General features: G+C 64.5%; 15 protein-coding genes. 11 read left to right on the top strand and 4 right to left on the bottom strand.

The features are described 5' to 3' along the window. Position 1 precedes the first annotated feature (1 nt). A complete protein-coding gene (locus tag QCE58_RS09665) occupies positions 2 to 358 on the top strand; it encodes a hypothetical protein (RefSeq protein ID WP_162483413.1) in 357 nt (118 codons plus the stop codon). Further along, positions 355 to 666, top strand: coding sequence for a hypothetical protein (locus QCE58_RS09660; protein ID WP_008349222.1), 312 nt, complete (start codon positions 355 to 357; stop codon positions 664 to 666). The genes QCE58_RS09665 and QCE58_RS09660 overlap by 4 nt, the downstream gene beginning before the upstream one ends. 248 nt (positions 667 to 914) lie before the next feature. On the opposite strand, the gene QCE58_RS09655 is transcribed toward QCE58_RS09660, so the two are convergent. Beyond that, positions 915 to 1,172, bottom strand: a complete 258-nt coding sequence (locus QCE58_RS09655) for a hypothetical protein (RefSeq protein ID WP_008349223.1) — start codon at positions 1,170 to 1,172, stop codon at positions 915 to 917. 248 nt (positions 1,173 to 1,420) lie between these two features. After that, a complete protein-coding gene (locus QCE58_RS09650) occupies positions 1,421 to 1,822 on the bottom strand; it encodes a transposase (RefSeq protein WP_008349224.1) in 402 nt (133 codons plus the stop codon). Positions 1,823 to 2,247: 425 nt separating this feature from the next. On the opposite strand from QCE58_RS09650, the gene QCE58_RS09645 reads away from it, so the two are divergent. From QCE58_RS09645 to truB, 9 genes are all read left to right on the top strand, one after another. Continuing rightward, positions 2,248 to 3,150 carry a LysR family transcriptional regulator gene (locus QCE58_RS09645; RefSeq protein ID WP_008349225.1) on the top strand — a complete coding sequence of 301 codons (903 nt, stop codon included), beginning with the start codon at positions 2,248 to 2,250 and terminating at the stop codon, positions 3,148 to 3,150. Positions 3,151 to 3,222: 72 nt separating this feature from the next. After that, positions 3,223 to 4,458 carry a pyridoxal phosphate-dependent aminotransferase gene (locus QCE58_RS09640; RefSeq protein ID WP_008349226.1) on the top strand — a complete coding sequence of 412 codons (1,236 nt, stop codon included), beginning with the start codon at positions 3,223 to 3,225 and terminating at the stop codon, positions 4,456 to 4,458. Between the two features lie 352 nt (positions 4,459 to 4,810). After that, positions 4,811 to 5,770, top strand: a complete 960-nt coding sequence (gene scpB, locus QCE58_RS09635) for an SMC-Scp complex subunit ScpB (protein WP_008349227.1) — start codon at positions 4,811 to 4,813, stop codon at positions 5,768 to 5,770. 131 nt (positions 5,771 to 5,901) lie between these two features. Then, on the top strand, positions 5,902 to 7,791 hold the full coding sequence (gene rluB / locus QCE58_RS09630; RefSeq protein ID WP_034473207.1) for a 23S rRNA pseudouridine(2605) synthase RluB: 1,890 nt from the start codon (positions 5,902 to 5,904) through the stop codon (positions 7,789 to 7,791). Positions 7,792 to 8,176: 385 nt separating this feature from the next. Continuing rightward, positions 8,177 to 8,635: a ribosome maturation factor RimP gene (gene rimP / locus QCE58_RS09625; RefSeq protein WP_008349230.1), complete on the top strand. Its 459-nt coding sequence runs from the start codon at positions 8,177 to 8,179 to the stop codon at positions 8,633 to 8,635. Continuing rightward, a complete protein-coding gene (gene nusA, locus QCE58_RS09620; RefSeq protein ID WP_008349231.1) occupies positions 8,632 to 10,107 on the top strand; it encodes a transcription termination factor NusA in 1,476 nt (491 codons plus the stop codon). Before rimP ends, nusA begins: the two co-directional genes overlap by 4 nt. A gap of 93 nt (positions 10,108 to 10,200) precedes the next feature. Then, complete coding sequence (gene infB, locus QCE58_RS09615) at positions 10,201 to 13,182, top strand: translation initiation factor IF-2 (RefSeq protein WP_033536385.1); 2,982 nt, start codon at positions 10,201 to 10,203, stop codon at positions 13,180 to 13,182. Between the two features lie 94 nt (positions 13,183 to 13,276). Next, positions 13,277 to 13,654 carry a 30S ribosome-binding factor RbfA gene (rbfA, locus tag QCE58_RS09610; protein WP_008349233.1) on the top strand — a complete coding sequence of 126 codons (378 nt, stop codon included), beginning with the start codon at positions 13,277 to 13,279 and terminating at the stop codon, positions 13,652 to 13,654. Next, positions 13,655 to 14,578, top strand: coding sequence for a tRNA pseudouridine(55) synthase TruB (gene truB, locus QCE58_RS09605; RefSeq protein ID WP_250519569.1), 924 nt, complete (start codon positions 13,655 to 13,657; stop codon positions 14,576 to 14,578). Positions 14,579 to 14,633: 55 nt separating this feature from the next. Here truB and QCE58_RS09600 read toward each other — a convergent pair whose 3' ends face one another. After that, positions 14,634 to 16,193: a DHA2 family efflux MFS transporter permease subunit gene (locus tag QCE58_RS09600; RefSeq protein ID WP_250521172.1), complete on the bottom strand. Its 1,560-nt coding sequence runs from the start codon at positions 16,191 to 16,193 to the stop codon at positions 14,634 to 14,636. 13 nt (positions 16,194 to 16,206) lie between these two features. Continuing rightward, positions 16,207 to 17,469 carry an efflux RND transporter periplasmic adaptor subunit gene (locus QCE58_RS09595; protein WP_008349236.1) on the bottom strand — a complete coding sequence of 421 codons (1,263 nt, stop codon included), beginning with the start codon at positions 17,467 to 17,469 and terminating at the stop codon, positions 16,207 to 16,209. Between the last annotated feature and the right edge of the window lie 36 nt (positions 17,470 to 17,505).

Here is a 17,505-nt window from a genome sequence, read left to right as displayed (position 1 = left end):
GATGATCGCAATCTGGATGCGGCGGCGTCGCCATAGTGCGAATAACGCAAAAAAAAGCAGCAATAAAGTGAATAGAACCAATTTGATTGGGGTAACGTATTGGTTTAAGGGCAATTCGTTCCGTCATCGCGTGCTTCGGAACGCATCGGCGGATGTCGCAGCAGAGCGCGTGATTAGCGCGCTGTCAACGGGGGCTTGTAATAGAAAGCAGCACCTAACGCAAGCGGTGGCCAAACATTCGGCTGCGAGTCGTTCGTCGCAATCGGAATTCGGCGCGCCGCGTTTAGTCGACGTCGCGGACCGTCTTGCGACCGTCACGAGCGTCGTCATGGCTGCACAGGAAGAAACAACGAGATGACCACGTATTCCAACGAAGTTGTACTCGAAGCACTTCGCCGAGCGCAGTATCGTCAGGTTCCTTGGGCGAAACGCCCCAACGTTTTCGATCTCTTGCGCGCGCTCGGTTTGCTCGAACTCGCCCGGCAGCGCACCGTGGCGCCCGCGCCCGGATTTCACGCACCGGTCGATATCGCGGTCGTGACCGAACGCGGCAAGCACGAATTCACGCGTCTTTCGCGCGACGAACGTGGCAGCGACTGGGACTTGCGCCGCATGGAACCTTATACGTTCGGTGGTCAGGAAGCGGTCCTGGAGGCGCGAGTCTAGCACTGCCGGACACGTCGGCAGCGAGGCCGGCAGCGGTCGACAGTCGACGCATGGGTCGAGGGAGCGTTGTCGTCGGATGAAAGAGCCGACAATCTGCCTGCAGCCAACGGCAATACCCCAAAAAAGTGCCCGTATCGCGAACGACACGGGCATACCGGATCTCACTGTCGCCATGCTGTGCTCATGGCACGAGGTGTGACTGCCGCGCGCCGGAGTGGTTCCGTCAAACGCGCATCGTTCAGACGAACTCAATGATGTTGTGAACGCGCATCGCGTTCGGTATCGGGACGCGCGCGCACGTTGCTCGCGATATCGCCGCGCAGGTCGCCGCGTGGCGCGGGCGGCGTCGCATCGCGATTGCGGCCGGCATTCTGCGGCGCGGCCATCGAAGCCTTCGTGCTGACGTGAAAGTCGGATGCGGGAGGTGGCGGCTGCGCCTGGCTCATCGCCGCAGTGCTCGTCAGCGCGACGAAGGCGCCATGAGCGAGCAGAGTCGATGCCTTCATGGTGAAATCCTCGAAGCCTTCGTGGGGCTTGTTCGATTAATCACCAAGCTATGCTGCGATCCGCCGGGGCGCTGTAAGGAATCGTAAAGAGTTGTTTCGTCGACGACGCAGTGCGCGCGACTGTGCTACGACATCCGAATGCGACAACGCAAAGGGGAGAAAGATTCGCGCAGGCCGCGGCCCGCGCGAGAGGTGAAATGTCTGAGTGAAGCCAGCGAGCGCCGGCTTCGGTCGATGCAAAGAACCGTTCAGGCCATCTTGGCCGGAGCGCGCCACGATTCCGGGTTCGTCCAGAACGCGCCACGCAGGCGATCGCGGCTCGGCGGCGCGGGCGGTTTGGCGGCGCTGGAACCGATGCGTCCGCGCAGCGACACTTCACGGCCGTTGCTGGACAGGCGCTTCACGATCTCGGCCAGCGTGCCGTCTGCCTGCCACTCGTCGAAGCGGCGGCGGCAGGTCGGCGGGGACGGGTAGCGTCCGGGCAGCTTCGACCAGCCTTCGCCCGTCGACAGCACCCACAAAACCGCGTTGACCACGGCCCGCGCTTCGACGCGCGGACGGCCGCGCCGTTCGCTGCGCGCCGGCTCGGAACAGAACAACGCCTCAACCAGCGCCCACTCGTTATCTCTCAAATCGTCGAACAGCACCATATCTCACCTCAGCGAAGCTAACCCCGGTGCGCTGCCCCGCGCCGCGCACTCTGGTCGGAATCCGATGAACGAATACCTGGGAAGGCCAGAGCGATTGCGGCGGACGATGTTCGATGTAACCGCGAATGGCTCCAACCTCTGTGCGCAATGAAATGCGAGAACCGTGCCATGCTTGTTGCTAAATCCGGGAAACCCGCATGGCAGTAGGCTGACGCGATGCCAGCATGGCCCGTATCAGACCCGAAACACACTGATTAAGAAATCGGGACAATCACCAATCAAGTGCAATAGGCCCATCCAGCGTGCGTCGTGAGGATTTGCTGCACCGCAGCGAAACGCGCGTTCGGGCATGAGTTCAGACCAATGCTCGCTATAATCCGTGCATGAATTGTGGATATTGATGAGCATTCTGAATGAACGCGCCATTGAACGTGACGTTGCGGCAACTGCGCGTCTTCATCGAAGTATCGAGGCTGCGCAGCTTCAGCCGCGCAGGCGATGAAATCGGCCTCACGCAGTCGGCGGTCAGCCGGTGCGTGCGCGAGCTGGAAGGAGAAATTGGTCTCAAGCTGATCGACCGGACGACGCGCGAAGTTCAGCTGACCGATGTCGGCGTGAATCTCGTCGGCACGGTGTCGCGCCTGCTGGCCGACCTGGACGAAGCGCTGCGCGAGGTGCGCGATCTCGGCCAGCAGCGCCGCGGACGCGTGATCGTCGCGGCGAGTCCGACGGTCGCCTGCCGGCTGATGCCGCGCGTGATCGCGTCGTGCTTGCGGCAGTTTCCGCTCATCACGCTGAGTCTGCGCGACGACGTCCAGTCCGATGTCCTGCGCAAGGTGAAGTCGGGCGAGGTCGATTTCGGCGTCGTGATCGGCCCGTTTTCCTCCGACGAACTCCATGGCGAACCCGTGATGACCGATTCGTTCTGTCTCGTCGCGCGGCGCGATCATCCGCTCGGGCGCGAGACGGCGGTGCCGTGGGAAGCGCTCGCGGGCGAGCGGCTCGTGATGCTCGACTACGCGTCGGGCAGCCGGCCGATCATCGATGCCGTCATGCAGGAGCACGGCGTCGAGGCGCAAGTGGTGCAGGAACTCGGACACTCGGCGACGGTGTTCGGGCTCGTGGAAGCGGGCGTCGGCGTGAGCGTGCTGCCGTGGCTCGCGCTGCCGCTGCCGGCGGATTCGTCGCTGGTCGCGTTGCCGCTCGAACCGCGCGCCGAACGGACCGTGGAGCTCGTGCGGCGGCGCGATCGCTCGCTGTCGCCCGCGGCGGAATCGGTGTGGTCGCTGATCGCCTCGCTGCCGCCGCGTGCGGAAGACCTCGGATAAGCCTCCGTTCATCGCGAAAATCACGGCGCGCGCGTTAGACTTCTTTTTTAAGACAAGACGACGGGGCGAGCGATGAGTGAATCGGAAGGCGCGGTGGTCAGCGAACTGAGTCAATTGGCGGGCGCGCACGCATCGGGTGCGCCGAATGCGCGCGACGCCGTGCGGGCGTTGAGGCCGTCGCAGATCCGCGAGGTCGCAAACGCGGGTTTCGGCGTCGCCGATGTGCTGCCGTTCTGGTTCGGCGAATCGGATCGCGTGACGCCGCAATTCATCCGCGATGCCGCAAGCCGCGCGCTTGCCGATGGCGCCACGTTCTACACGCACAATCTCGGCATCGCCCCGCTGCGCGAATCGCTCAGCCGCTACGTGAGCGCGCTGCACGGCGCGACGACGCCGGCGCACATCGCCGTGACGAGCGCCGGCGTGAACGCGCTGATGCTCGCGGCGCAACTCGTGGTCGGTGCGGGCGATCGCGTCGTCGCCGTGACGCCGCTATGGCCGAATCTCGTCGAGATTCCGAAAATCCTCGGCGCGAGCGTCGATACCGTTTCGCTGACTTACGGCCCGCGTGGCTGGACGCTAGATCTCGACCGCCTGCTCGCGGCGCTCACGCCCAACACGCGCATGCTGATGATCAACTCGCCGAACAACCCGACCGGCTGGACGATGACGCGCGATCAGCAGCGCGCCGTGCTCGCGCATTGCCGCCGTCACGGAATCTGGATCGTCGCGGACGAAGTCTACGAACGCCTGTACTACGGCGATGACGCTCGCGTCGCGCCGTCCTTTCTCGATCTCGCCGCGCGCGACGAGCGCGTGATCGCGGTGAATTCGTTTTCGAAGGCGTGGCTGATGACCGGCTGGCGCCTCGGCTGGCTCGTCGCCCCGACGCAACTGATGGACGATCTCGGCAAGCTGGTCGAGTACAACACGTCGTGCGCGCCGTCGTTCGTGCAGCAGGCGGGCGTCGTCGCGGTGGAAGAGGGCGAGCGCTTTACTCAGGCGCTCGTCGCGGATCTGCGCGCAAGCCGCGATCATCTCGTGCGGGCGCTTCAGGCGATCGAGGGCGTCGACGTGCGCACGCCCGACGGCGCGATGTACCTGTTTTTCTCGCTACCGGGCGCGCAAAACAGCCTCGAACTGTGCAAATCGCTGGTGCGCGAAGCCCGTCTCGGACTTGCGCCGGGCAGCGCGTTCGGCCCGGAAGGCGAAGGCTTCGTGCGCTGGTGCTACGCGTGCGATCCCGCACGGCTGGACGCGGGCGTCGAACGCCTGCAGCGATTCCTGACGGCGCGCGGCGTCGCCTGAGCCGTGCCGATCGACGTCGGCCGCGCACGACCGGCGTCGAGTGAGTCCGGGCGCCGATCAATCGATCACCTTTACGCCCCGGTTGTTTTTGCGTAATATGGCGCTCAGTCACGCGCTTTCGCCTAGGAAAGCGCCACCTCGTCCGGCTGGATGGCCCGGCGTTCGCTCACCGATCGCCCTTTACGCCTCTCCCCGGTGCGTGCTCCCAATCAATATGACCGATTACAATCGGGCGAGCGCGTCTTGAAACTCCGCGTCCAGCTTTATCGTTCGCACCATTTTGGTGGCGTTCGGTCCTGCGCAAGCTCGATTTGAATTGAATCATTGACCATATAGGGTTGACCCAAGCTGCATGAATACCCAAGAGGCGAAGATCGTCCTCGAGACTGCTTTGATTTGCGCGCAGGAACCGCTGAGGCTGAATGAATTGCGCAAGCTGTTCGCCGACGACATTTCGGCGGATACCGTTCGCACGTTGCTCGAAGCGCTCAAGGCCGACTGGTCGGGACGCGGCGTGGAACTGGTCGCGCTTGCCTCGGGCTGGCGTTTTCAGAGCAAGCCCGCGATGCGGGCCTATCTCGACAGGCTGCACCCGGAAAAGCCGCCCAAGTATTCGCGGGCCGTACTCGAAACGCTGGCGATCATTGCCTATCGGCAACCAGTGACGCGGGGCGATATCGAAGAGATCCGCGGCGTGACGGTGAACACGCAGGTCGTGAAGCAACTGGAGGACCGTGGCTGGATCGAGGTGATCGGTCATCGCGACGTGCCGGGCCGCCCGGCGCTGTACGCGACGACCAAGCAGTTTCTCGACGATCTCGGCCTGACCGCGCTCGACGAGTTGCCCGCGCTGGACAATCCGTCGGCGCAGCTCGAAGCATCGCTGCTCGCGCAGCATTCGATCGAATTTCCCGACAGCATCGCCGGGAATGCGCCGCCGGCGGGCATCGAGCCGCCGGCCACGCCACAAGCGTCGAATGACGGGGAACCTGACGCCCCGGCGCAGGTCTTCGCCGTTGAAGCGCTGGAATCGGCGGAATCCGCCGAACCCGACGCTTCCGCCGATGAGCGCGCGGCCGCCGGGCCGGCGGAGCAAGAACAGACAGAAGAACAGCAGGAAAGACTCGGAACGGAACGTGCGGATGCGCTGGACGAGCGCGCCGCGTCGACAGCCGGGATTCACGCACAGCCTTTGGGCACCGCGCACGATGCGCCCGTTCCGATGCCGCGTGAAGACGAAAGAGATGCGAGTCCATCGAACGAAGCCGAACTGGACGACGACTCCGAAGAACCGAAGGCGCGCCGCGCCTGACGCAATTTGCATGGCCCCTGATCTGGCAATCCGGCTCTCCATAAAGATTATTTCGAGACGACCAGCCGGACCGGTCAGCGGATTTTTTGACGCGCCCGCGACGGGCGCGCGATTCGACATTTGAGGTTGTTTTGACACACTCCCACGACAGCGATTCGCCTGAATCCGCGCGCCCCGTGCACGCCGCGGACGCACCTGAGTCGGCCGATGCCGGCGACAGCACGCGCACCGACCGCGCCGATGAAGGCGGCGAGGGCGATGACCGTCCGCGCCGCGGATTGCGCCGCGGGCCGCGCAGCCTGATCGCACGGCGTCGCGCTGTCGCGAAGACCAAGGGCGCGGACGCTGCGCCAGGCGCGCCGGGCGCCGTCAACGAGACGCCGCCCGACGGCGTCGTGGCGGCACAAGTGCGTACCCCGCGCAAGGATCCGGGCGCGAAGCCGCGCAAGGGCGAAGGGGCGAGTCCGCGCGGCCGCAAGAGCGCGCGCGCGGAAGCGGGCGAAACCGGCGTCGAAGCAGCGGACGAGGCCGGCGTACAGGCCGCCGCGCCCGCGCCGCGCGAAGGCGGCCGGCGCAAGAATCCGCCGCAGCAAAAGCGCGGCAAGCGCAGCGACGCGGGACCGGCGACCGTCGAGAGCGCGGCTGCTGCAGCCGTCGACGACGTGTTCGCCTACGTGACCTCGCCGGCCTTCGACGCCGACAACGGTTCGGCCGGCGTGCGCGCCCCGATGCTGCGACGCGGCCGCAATGCACCGCAAAAGCGCGTGCTGGAACCGGACGAAGACGCGCCGAAGCTGCACAAGGTGCTCGCGGATGCGGGCATGGGTTCGCGGCGCGACATGGAAGAGTTGATCATCGCCGGGCGCGTATCGGTGAACGGCGAGCCGGCGCATATCGGCCAGCGCATCATGCCGACCGATCAGGTGCGCATCAACGGCAAGCCGCTCAAGCGCAAGCTCGCGAGCAAGCCGCCGCGCATCCTGCTGTATCACAAGCCGACGGGCGAGATCGTCAGCCATGCCGACCCGGAAGGGCGTCCGTCCGTGTTCGACAAGCTGCCGTCGATGAAAACCGCCAAATGGCTCGCGGTCGGGCGTCTCGACTTCAATACGGAAGGCCTGCTGTTGCTCACGACGTCCGGCGATCTGGCGAACCGCTTCATGCATCCGCGCTACAGCGTCGAGCGTGAGTACGCGGTGCGCGTGGTCGGACAACTGTCCGAGGCGATGAAGCAGAAGCTGCTCAAAGGCGTCGAGCTCGACGACGGTCCCGCCAACTTCTTGCGCATCCAGGACGGCGGCGGCGAAGGCACGAATCACTGGTATCACGTCGCGCTGGCGGAAGGCCGGAATCGCGAAGTGCGCCGTATGTTCGAGGCGGCCGGCCTGATGGTGAGCCGCCTGATCCGCACGCGTCATGGTCCGATCGCGCTGCCGCGCGGCCTGAAGCGCGGCCGCTGGGAAGAGCTCGAGGACAATCAGGTGCGCAGCCTGATGGCGTCGGTCGGGCTGAAATTGCCGACGGCCGAGAAGGGCGGACGCAGCGCCGCGCCGCGTGTGCAACCCGATCCGATGCAGACGTCGATGGGCTTCATCACGCGCGAGCCGGTGCTGAGCTCGCACTCGCGCATGACGCAGCAGCAGACGCCGGGACGCGGCGGCCGGCGCGGCCAGCCGGGCGGTGTGCCGGGCAGCTTCGGGCTCGGCGGCATGGGCGGATTCGGCGGCAACACGGGCAATGCAGGCAACGGGGGCGGCATGGGCCGTCGCGGCGGCCGGGAGCCGAACGGCAACCGCATCGGCAACGAGCCCAACGGCAATCGCGCTAACGGCGCACGGCCGGGTCCGCGCGGCGCGCGTCCGCAAGGCGGCGGTCCGCAGGGCGCGGGCGGCGCCGGCAAGCGTGCCGCCGGTGGCAACGCACCGCGGGGCAATCGCCAGGGCGGCGGACAGCAGGGCGCTGGCCAGAACAAAGCCGGCGGCGCGGGCCGGGGCGCGCGTAATCGCTCGCGCGGCCGCTGAGCGCGATATGTAAAAAATCGCAAAGACGTCGCCGGGGGAAGTCCAAAAGCGGGATGCGAAGCATCGGTCCGCCCCCGGCGACGAAAATCTCGCGTTTCGCTCTTTCTGATCGTTAGGACAAACCGGCGTGAAACCGGGTCCAACAGGGGCGAAAGTGCGCGTTACGTTTGCGTTTATCCTGAAAAATGGCTAAAATCATGAAGTCGCTGGGCACGTAGTTTTCTTTCGCTGCCCTGAGTGCGACCTCGGTTGAAAAATGTGGGCGTTGCGCCCATTTTTTTTTGGCTATTCGGTTCGGCATCTCGGGAGCAGGGGTGCGCGCCCGCATGAAGGCGCTCGCCCGCAGGTGTTTCGGCGTGGAGCGCGCGAACACCTTGGAGTTACTGTGCAACTGACGGAATTGATTGAAACCACGGTCTCGAGCCTTGGCTACGAGCTTGTCGATCTCGAGCGTTCGGGAGGCGGCATGCTGCGTGTCTACATCGACCAGCCGGCTGGTATCGCGATCGAAGACTGCGAGAAGGTCACCCGTCAGCTCCAATATTTGTTTGAAGTCGAGAACATCGACTACGACCGGCTCGAAGTATCGTCGCCGGGGCTCGACCGCCCGCTCAAGAAACTGGCGGATTTCGAGCGCTTCGCGGGGAGCGAAGTCGCCATTACATTGAAGAAGCCGCTGGACGGGCGCAAGTCGTTCCGCGGCATCCTGCACGCCCCTGACGGCGAAACGATCGGATTGGAATTTGAAGGGAAGGACGGCGCTGCGATGCTCGATTTCACGCTCGCGGACCTCGATAAGGCACGTCTCGTCCCCAAGGTTGACTTTAGGAGCCGCAAACAATGAGTCGCGAAGTATTGATGCTGGCGGATGCGCTGGCACGCGAAAAGAACGTCAACAAGGACGTCGTGTACGCAGCGCTGGAAGCTGCGCTTGCTTCGGCAACGAAGAAGCTCTTCGAGGAAGACGTGGATATTCGTGTCGCCATCGACCGTGAGAGCGGCGAACACGAGACTTTCCGCCGCTGGCGCGTCGTGCCGGACGAGGCCGGCCTGCAAGAGCCGGATCAGGAAATCCTGCTGTTCGAAGCGAAGGAGCAAAAGCCCGACGCGCAGGTGGACGAATTCATCGAGGAGCCGATTCCGTCGATCGAATTCGGCCGTATCGGCGCCCAGGCCGCCAAGCAGGTGATCCTGCAGAAGGTGCGCGACGCCGAGCGCGAACAGATTCTGAACGACTTCCTCGAGCGCGGCGAAAAGATCATGACCGGCTCGGTGAAGCGCCTGGACAAGGGTAATTTCATTGTCGAGTCGGGCCGTGTCGAAGCGCTGCTGCGCCGCGACCAGCTGATTCCGAAGGAAAACCTGCGCGTGGGCGACCGCGTGCGCGCGTACATCGCGAAGGTCGATCGCACCGCGCGCGGCCCGCAGATCGAACTCTCGCGCACCGCGCCCGAGTTCCTGATGAAGCTGTTCGAACTCGAAGTGCCGGAAATCGAGCAAGGTCTGCTGGAAATCAAGGCCGCCGCGCGCGATCCCGGCGTGCGTGCGAAAATCGGCGTGATCGCCTACGACAAGCGGATCGATCCTATCGGCACTTGCGTCGGCATCCGCGGTTCTCGCGTGCAGGCCGTGCGTAACGAGCTCGGTGGCGAGAACGTCGACATCGTGCTATGGTCGGAAGATCCCGCGCAGTTCGTGATCGGCGCTCTCGCGCCGGCAGCCGTCCAGTCGATCGTCGTCGATGAAGAAAAGCATTCGATGGACGTCGTCGTGGACGAAAACGAGCTCGCCGTCGCCATCGGCCGCGCCGGCCAGAACGTGAGGCTCGCAAGCGAACTCACCGGCTGGCAAATCAATATCATGACGCCGGACGAGTCCGCGCTGAAGCAGAACGAAGAGCGTGGCAAGTTGCGCGACCTGTTCATGGCGCGTCTGGATGTGGACGAGGAAGTCGCCGACATCCTGATCGACGAAGGCTTCACGAGTCTCGAAGAAATCGCCTACGTGCCGCTCAACGAAATGCTCGAAATCGAAGCGTTCGACGAAGACACCGTGCACGAGCTGCGCAATCGCTCGCGCGACGCGCTCCTCACGATGGCGATCGCCAACGAAGAGAAGGTGGAAGGTGTTGCCCTCGATTTGAAGAGCCTCGACGGCATGGACAACGAGCTTCTCGCAAAGCTCGCCGAGCACCAGATTCAGACCCGCGACGATCTCGCGGAGCTGGCAGTAGATGAACTGGTCGAAATGACCGGAATGCAAGAGGATGCCGCTAAGGCGTTGATCATGAAAGCACGTGAACACTGGTTCCAGTGAGAAATGACCATGGCGCACTGATATTTGGCGGCCTGTCTGGCCGCGTGACCCCGATCTAACCGCAAGGATTGGTCCTTGCATCAAGAGGAATGAATGGCGAGTAACAACGTAGCCCAATTTGCCGCGGAACTCAAAATGCCTGCGGGCGTCCTGCTCGAGCAGTTGCAGGCGGCTGGCGTCCAGAAAGCGAGCGCGAACGACGACCTGTCCGAGACGGACAAGGCGCGTCTGCTCGATCATTTGCGCAAGTCGCACGGTTCCGCCGACGCCGACAAGCGCAAGATCACTTTGACCCGCCGGCATACGTCGGAAATCAAGCAATCCGACGCAACGGGTAAAGCTCGCACCATTCAGGTCGAGGTGCGCAAGAAGCGTGTTTTCGTGAAACGCGACGAAACCGGTGTGGAGCAGGCCGAGGCCGCGCCGAATCACGTCGAAGAGCCGGAAGTCGACGAAGCCGAACTGCAGCGTCGCGAGGAAGAAGCGCGCCGTGCCGCCGAGCAGCTCGAGCGCGAAGAGCGCGAGCTGAAGGAACAGCAGGCGAAGCTGGAGCGCGAAGAAGCCGAGCGCCGCGCTCGCGAGGAAGCGGCGGAAGCCGAGCGCAAGAAGCAGGAAGAGGAAGCGGCGCGCCGCGCGGCGGCTGCGGCTCAGGCTGCCGAAATCTCGCGTGCGGCGCAGGCTGCGCGTCAGGAAGCGCGCACGCAACCGGCCGTCGAAGCGAAGCCGGAACCGAAGCAGGACGACACCGCGCAGCGCGAAGCCGCCGAAAAGGCAGCGGAAGAGAAGGCTGCGAGCGAGCGTGCCGCGCAGCGTGAAGCCGCGAAGAAGGCGGAAGAAGACGCGAAGGCGAAGGCCGAAAAGGCTCGCCTCGAGCAGGAAGCCATCGCGAAGCGCCGTGCGGCGGCGGAAGCCGAAGCCCGCGCGATCCGCGAAATGATGAACACCCCGCGCAAGGCGCAAGTAAAGGCGCCGGAACCCGCGCCTGCACCGAAGCCCGCCGAAGCGGCGAAGGCCGCCGAAGCGAAGGGCACGCTGCACAAGCCCGCGAAGCCGGAAGGCGCGCAGGCGGCACGTCCCGCAGCGGCGAAGAAGCCGGCTGCAGGCGCGCCGGCACCCGCATCGACGGCTCCCGCAGGCGCCGGCGACAAGAAGAAGGCTGGCAAGGGCGGCTGGCAGCAAGACGACGCATCGAAGCGTCGCGGCATGAAGACGCGTGGCGATTCGAGCGGTGGTGTCGATCGCGGCTGGCGCGGCGGTCCGAAGGGTCGCGGCAAGCATCAGGAACAGACGTCATTCCAGGCGCCGACCGAGCCGATCGTCCGTGAAGTGCACGTGCCGGAAACCATTTCCGTCGCGGACCTCGCGCACAAGATGTCGGTGAAGGCTTCGGAAGTCATCAAGGTGATGATGAAGCTCGGCCAGATGGTCACGATCAACCAGGTGCTGGACCAGGAAACGGCGATGATCGTCGTCGAGGAACTGGGCCATCGCGCGGTCGCGGCGAAGCTGGACGACCCGGAAGCGTTGTTGATCGAAGGCGAAACCACCGAGGAAACGGCAGAGAAGCTGCCGCGTCCGCCGGTTGTCACCGTCATGGGTCACGTCGACCACGGCAAGACCTCGCTGCTGGACTACATCCGTCGCGCGAAAGTGGCGGCGGGCGAAGCGGGCGGCATCACGCAGCATATCGGCGCATATCACGTCGATACGCCGCGCGGCGTCATCACCTTCCTCGACACGCCGGGTCACGAGGCCTTCACGGCCATGCGTGCGCGCGGCGCGAAAGCGACCGACATCGTCATTCTGGTGGTCGCAGCCGACGACGGCGTGATGCCGCAGACGAAGGAAGCGATCGCTCACGCGAAGGCGGGCGGCGTGCCGATCGTCGTTGCGATCAACAAGATCGACAAGCCGGAAGCGAACCCCGACCGCGTGAAGCAGGAACTCGTCGCGGAAGGCGTGGTGCCGGAAGAGTACGGCGGCGATTCGCCGTTCATCGAAGTGTCGGCGAAGACCGGCCGGGGCATCGACGATCTGCTCGAAAACGTGTCGCTGCAAGCCGAAGTGCTGGAACTCACCGCGCCGGTGGAAGCCGCTGCGAAGGGTCTCGTCATCGAAGCGAAGCTGGACAAGGGCAAGGGCCCGGTCGCGACCATTCTGGTGCAGTCGGGCACGCTGAACCGCGGCGACGTGGTTCTCGCGGGCAGCGCCTACGGTCGCGTGCGAGCCATGCTCGACGAAACCGGCAAGCCGACGAAGACGGCGGGTCCGTCGATCCCGGTGGAAATCCAGGGTCTGTCGGAAGTGCCGGCGGCGGGCGAGGAAGTCATCGTGCTGCCGGACGAGCGCAAGGCGCGCGAAATCGCGCTGTTCCGTCAGGGCAAGTTCCGCGACGTCAAGCTTGCGAAGCAACAGGCCGCCAAGCTCGAGAACATGCTCGAGCAGATGGGCGAAGGCGAAGTGCAGAACCTGCCGCTCATCGTCAAGGCGGACGTGCAGGGCTCGCAGGAAGCGCTGGTCCAGTCGCTGCAGAAGCTGTCGACCAACGAGGTGCGCGTGCAGATCGTGCACAGCGCGGTCGGCGCGATCAGCGAATCGGACGTCAACCTGGCGACGGCATCGAAGGCGGTCATCATCGGCTTCAACACGCGTGCGGATGCTCAGGCGCGCAAGGTGGCCGAGGCGAACGGCATCGACATCCGCTACTACAACATCATCTATGACGCAGTGGATGAGGTGAAGGCGGCGATGTCCGGCATGCTCGCGCCGGAGAAGCGCGAAACGGTGACGGGCATGGTCGAGGTGCGCCAGGTCATCCGCGTGCCGAAGGTCGGCCTGATCGCGGGCTGTATGGTCACGGACGGCGTGGTCAAGCGTTCCTCGTCGGTGCGCGTGATCCGCAACAACGTCGTGATTCACACCGGCGAGCTCGATTCGCTCAAGCGCTTCAAGGACGACGTCAAGGAAGTGCGTCAGGGCTTCGAGTGCGGTATGTCGATCAAGAACTTCAGCGATATCGTCGAAGGCGATCAGTTCGAAGTCTTCGAAGTGACGGAAGTGGCTCGCACGCTGTAATGCGCTAGCCGCTGAAAAAAGGGCGGGGTGAGCCTTGCGGCTCGCTCCGCCCTTTTTGCTTCAGGCGGCGCGACAAGAATACGGAAACGAAATCATGGCTAAAAAACGGACATCCGCGAACCGCAACGTGCAGATTGCGGATCAGATCCAGCGCGATCTTTCGGAACTGATGCGCGAGGTGAAAGACCCGCGCGTCGGACTCGTGACGATTCAGAGCGTCGAGCTCACGCCTGACTACGCGCACGCGAAGGTCTACTTCACGACGCTGACGGGCGATCCGAAGCAGACGCAGGAAGGGCTCAATCATGCGGCGGGACATCTGCACAATATGCTGTTCAAGCGCCTGCACATCCACACGGTGCCGACGCTGCATTTCCACTATGACCAGACGATCGAGAAGGCCGTCGAGATGTCGCGCCTGATCGACGAGGCAAACGCGACGCGCGCAAAAGATGACGAAGAAGGTGCGTGAGTGAAGGGCGGTCCGAAGATTCCCCGTCGCGCGCTCGACGGCGTGCTCTTGCTGGACAAGCCGCTCGGGCTGTCGAGCAACGATGCGCTCATCAAGGCAAAGCGGATTTATCTGGCGAAGAAGGCGGGCCACACGGGTACGCTCGATCCGCTCGCAACCGGTCTGCTGCCGTTGTGCTTCGGCGAAGCGACGAAGTTCTCGCAAGACCTGCTCGATGCCGACAAGACCTACGAAGCGACGATGCGCCTCGGTATCCGCACGACGACCGGCGATGCCGAAGGCGAGGCGGTGGATACCCGCGACGTGACGTGCGACGAAGCTGCCGTCGTCGAAGCGATGACGCGGTTCATCGGCGAAATCGTGCAAGTCCCGCCGATGTACTCGGCGCTCAAGCGGGACGGCAAGCCGCTCTACGAATACGCGCGCGCCGGTCAGACGGTCGAGCGTGAGGGCAGGCAAGTGACGATTCACGCGCTGCAGTTGATCGCGTGCGCGCTGCCCCTCGTGACGTTTCGCGTGACGTGCAGCAAGGGCACTTACGTACGGACGCTGGCCGAGGACATCGGCGAAGTGCTCGGCTGCGGCGCGCATCTGACGGCGTTGCGGCGCACCGGTGTCGGCGCGCTGACGCTCGAACACGCGGTCACGCTCGATCAGCTCGCGAGCCTGAGCGAAGCGGAGCGCGACGAGCGGCTTCAGCCCGTCGATGCACTGCTATCCACGTTTCCCGCGGTTCAGTTGAACGACGAAGCGACGCAGCGCTTCCTGCACGGCCAACGTCTGAAGCTCGCGGACGTCGTGAAAACGCGTCTCGAAGCAGGCCGCGTGCGCGTTTATGCGCAAGAAGGCGGCCGTCTGCTGGGCGTGGCGCGCGCGGGCGAGGGTGTGCTCGCGCCGGAACGGCTCATCGTCACGGCGCAATGAAAAAGAGCCCGGTCGATGTCGACCGGGCTCTGTTCTTTTGGGAGCAGTCAGGCGATCAGTGCGCCGCCGATGCCGCCGCCGCCGAATCTCCACCGCCCGAACGCTCGGGCCGCGTGATCCAGATCAGCACGATCAGCGCGACGAAAATCCCCGCCGAAATATAGAACATGTCGTTCACGCCGAGCTGCGCGGCCTGCTGCGTCGCCATGCTGTTATAGAGGCCGACGGTCTGCTCGTGCGTCAGGCCGAGCGCGCCCATCTGCTGCATCGAATTCGCGAACACCGGGTTGTACGAATTGGCGCTTTCGACGAGTTGCGCGTGATGCACGATCGAACGATGCTCCCACGCCGTCGAGAAGATCGACGTGCCGATGCCGCCGCACATGATCCGCACGAAGTTCGACAGCCCCGACGCCGCCGGAATTCGATGTCCCGGCAAGCCCGACAGCGTGATCGACACGAGCGGAATGAAGAAGCCCGCCATGCCGATGCCCTGAATCAGCGTCGGTATCGTGAGCGCCCAAGTGTCGACGCCGGTCGTGTAGCGTGAACGCATCCAGAAACACAGCGCGAAGACGAGGAACGCGGCGGTCGCGATGTAACGCGGATCGGTGCGCGGCAGAAATTTGCCGGTGATCGGAGAAAGCACGATCGCGAACACGCCGACGGGCGCCATCACGAGACCGGCGTTCGTCGCCGTGTAGCCGATATCCGTCTGCAGCCACAGCGGGAGCAGAACGAGATTGCCGAAGTAGAGCCCGTATCCGATCGACAGCGCGATCGTTCCGCCGGTGAAGTTGCGCAGCTCGAAGAGCGACAAATCCACGACCGGATGCTCCGCCGTCAGCTCCCACACGATGAAGAACGCGAACGCGATCACGGCGATGAGCGCGAGCACGACGATCGTCGTCGAGTTGAACCAGTCGAGATCCTTGCCTTTGTCGAGCATGATCTGCAGCGAGCCGACCCAGACGACGAGCAGCCCGAGCCCGACCGTGTCGATCGGCGCCTTGCGGATCGCGGAATCGCGGTCGCGGAAGATCGCGAACGTAGCGAGCGCCGCCGCGATGCCGACCGGAATGTTCACGTAGAAGATCCACGGCCACGAGATGTTGTCCGAGATCCATCCGCCGAGGACCGGCCCCGCGACCGGCGCGATCAGCGTGGTCATCGACCACATCGATAGGGCCATCGGCGCTTTTTCGCGCGGATAGCTCGCGAGCAGCAGCGTTTGCGACAGCGGGATCATCGGGCCGGCGACGGCGCCCTGGAATACGCGCGCGGCGAGCAGGAAGGGGAGCGTCGGCGCGAGACCGCAGAGCCACGACGCGATCACGAACAGGATGATCGAGCCGAGAAAGAGCCGCACCTGCCCGAGACGCTGCGTGAGCCAGCCGGTCAACGGCACCGAGATCGCGTTGGCGACCGCGAACGACGTAATGACCCACGTGCCCTGATCCGACGACACGCCGAGATCGCCGGAGATCGACGGAATCGAGACGTTCGCGATCGACGTGTCGAGCACGTTCATGAACACCGCGAGCGATACGGCGATCGTCCCGATGACGAGCTTTCCGCCCGACAGCGGCGGATGTACGACGTTTTGCGAAGACATGTGGCGAGTCCGCTTACATCAGCTTGGCGGCCGACGCGGACTTCGTCGCGCGCCCGTGCGCCGGCGACGCGCTCTGCGCCGACGACCCTGCGCCCGCACCCGTACCCGCGTTCTGCTGGATGATGCGCGCGATTTCCTGATCGGCCTGCGCGCCGTAGTTGTCGAACACATTCGTCTGGTAGACCGTGTTCTGCGCGTTGCCGAGCTGGCCGCCTTGCTCGTCCTTGATGGTGACGTCGACGTTCATCGACAGGCCGATACGCAGCGGATGCGCTTCCAGTTCCTTCGGATCGAGCTGGATGCGCACCGGCAGGCGCTGCACGACCTTGATCCAGTTGCCGGTCGCGTTCTGCGCGGGCAGCAGCGAGAAAGCCGAGCCCGTGCCGGCCGAGAAACCGACCACCTTGCCGTGATACACGACGCCCGAACCGTACAGATCGGCCGTCAGCTCGACCGGCTGGCCGATCCGCATGTGCTTGAGCTGCACTTCCTTGAAGTTCGCATCGACCCACACGGCGTTGAGCGGCACGATCGCCATCAGCGGATTGCCCGGCGACACGCGCTGGCCGACTTGCACCGAGCGCTTGGCGACATAGCCCGTGACCGGCGCGGGCAGCGTGTTGCGCGCGTAGTTGATGTAGGAATCGCGGACCTTCGCGGCGGCGGCGAGCACGTTCGGGTGATCGGCGATCGTCGTGTTGGCCGTGAGCGAGCGGTTCGACGCGAGCTCCTGCTCGGCGGCGTCGAGCGCGGCCTGCGCGCTGCGTACCGCGTCGCGGGCGTGCGAGATTTCTTCCTGCGACACCGCACCCGTCTGCGCGACCTGCATGCGGCGCTTCAAATCGTCCTGCGCGCGCGACAGATCGGACCGGCGCAACGCGATCTGCGCTTCGTACTGGTTGTTGTTGACGAAGAACGTGCGTACCTGGCGCACCGTCTGCGCGAGATTTGCCTCGGCCTGATCGAGCGCGACCTTGGAGTCGGCCGGATCGAGCGCGACGAGCGGATCGCCTATCTTCACGGTCTGCGTGTCGTCGGCGTTCACCGAGATCACCGTGCCCACGACCTGCGGCGTGATCTGCACGACGTTGCCATTCACGTAGGCGTCGTCGGTGGCTTCGTGGAAGCGCGCGACGAGGAAGTAGTACAGCCCGTACGCGATAGCCGCGATGATGATGACGAGCACGATCAGCGTCATCAGCGCTCGGCGTTTGCCGTTGCTCTGTTTCGGCGCGGGCGCGGCGGCCGCGGCTGCGTTTTGTTGAGGGTCGCTCATGAAAGACTCCGAAAATTCCGTTTTTGGTCCGATGCG

The organism is Caballeronia sp. LZ028 (genome assembly GCF_031451415.1).
Lineage (GTDB): Bacteria > Pseudomonadota > Gammaproteobacteria > Burkholderiales > Burkholderiaceae > Caballeronia > Caballeronia zhejiangensis.
The sequence above is the reverse complement of the archived record's forward strand: the minus strand, read 5'-3'. Positions and strand labels throughout refer to the sequence as shown.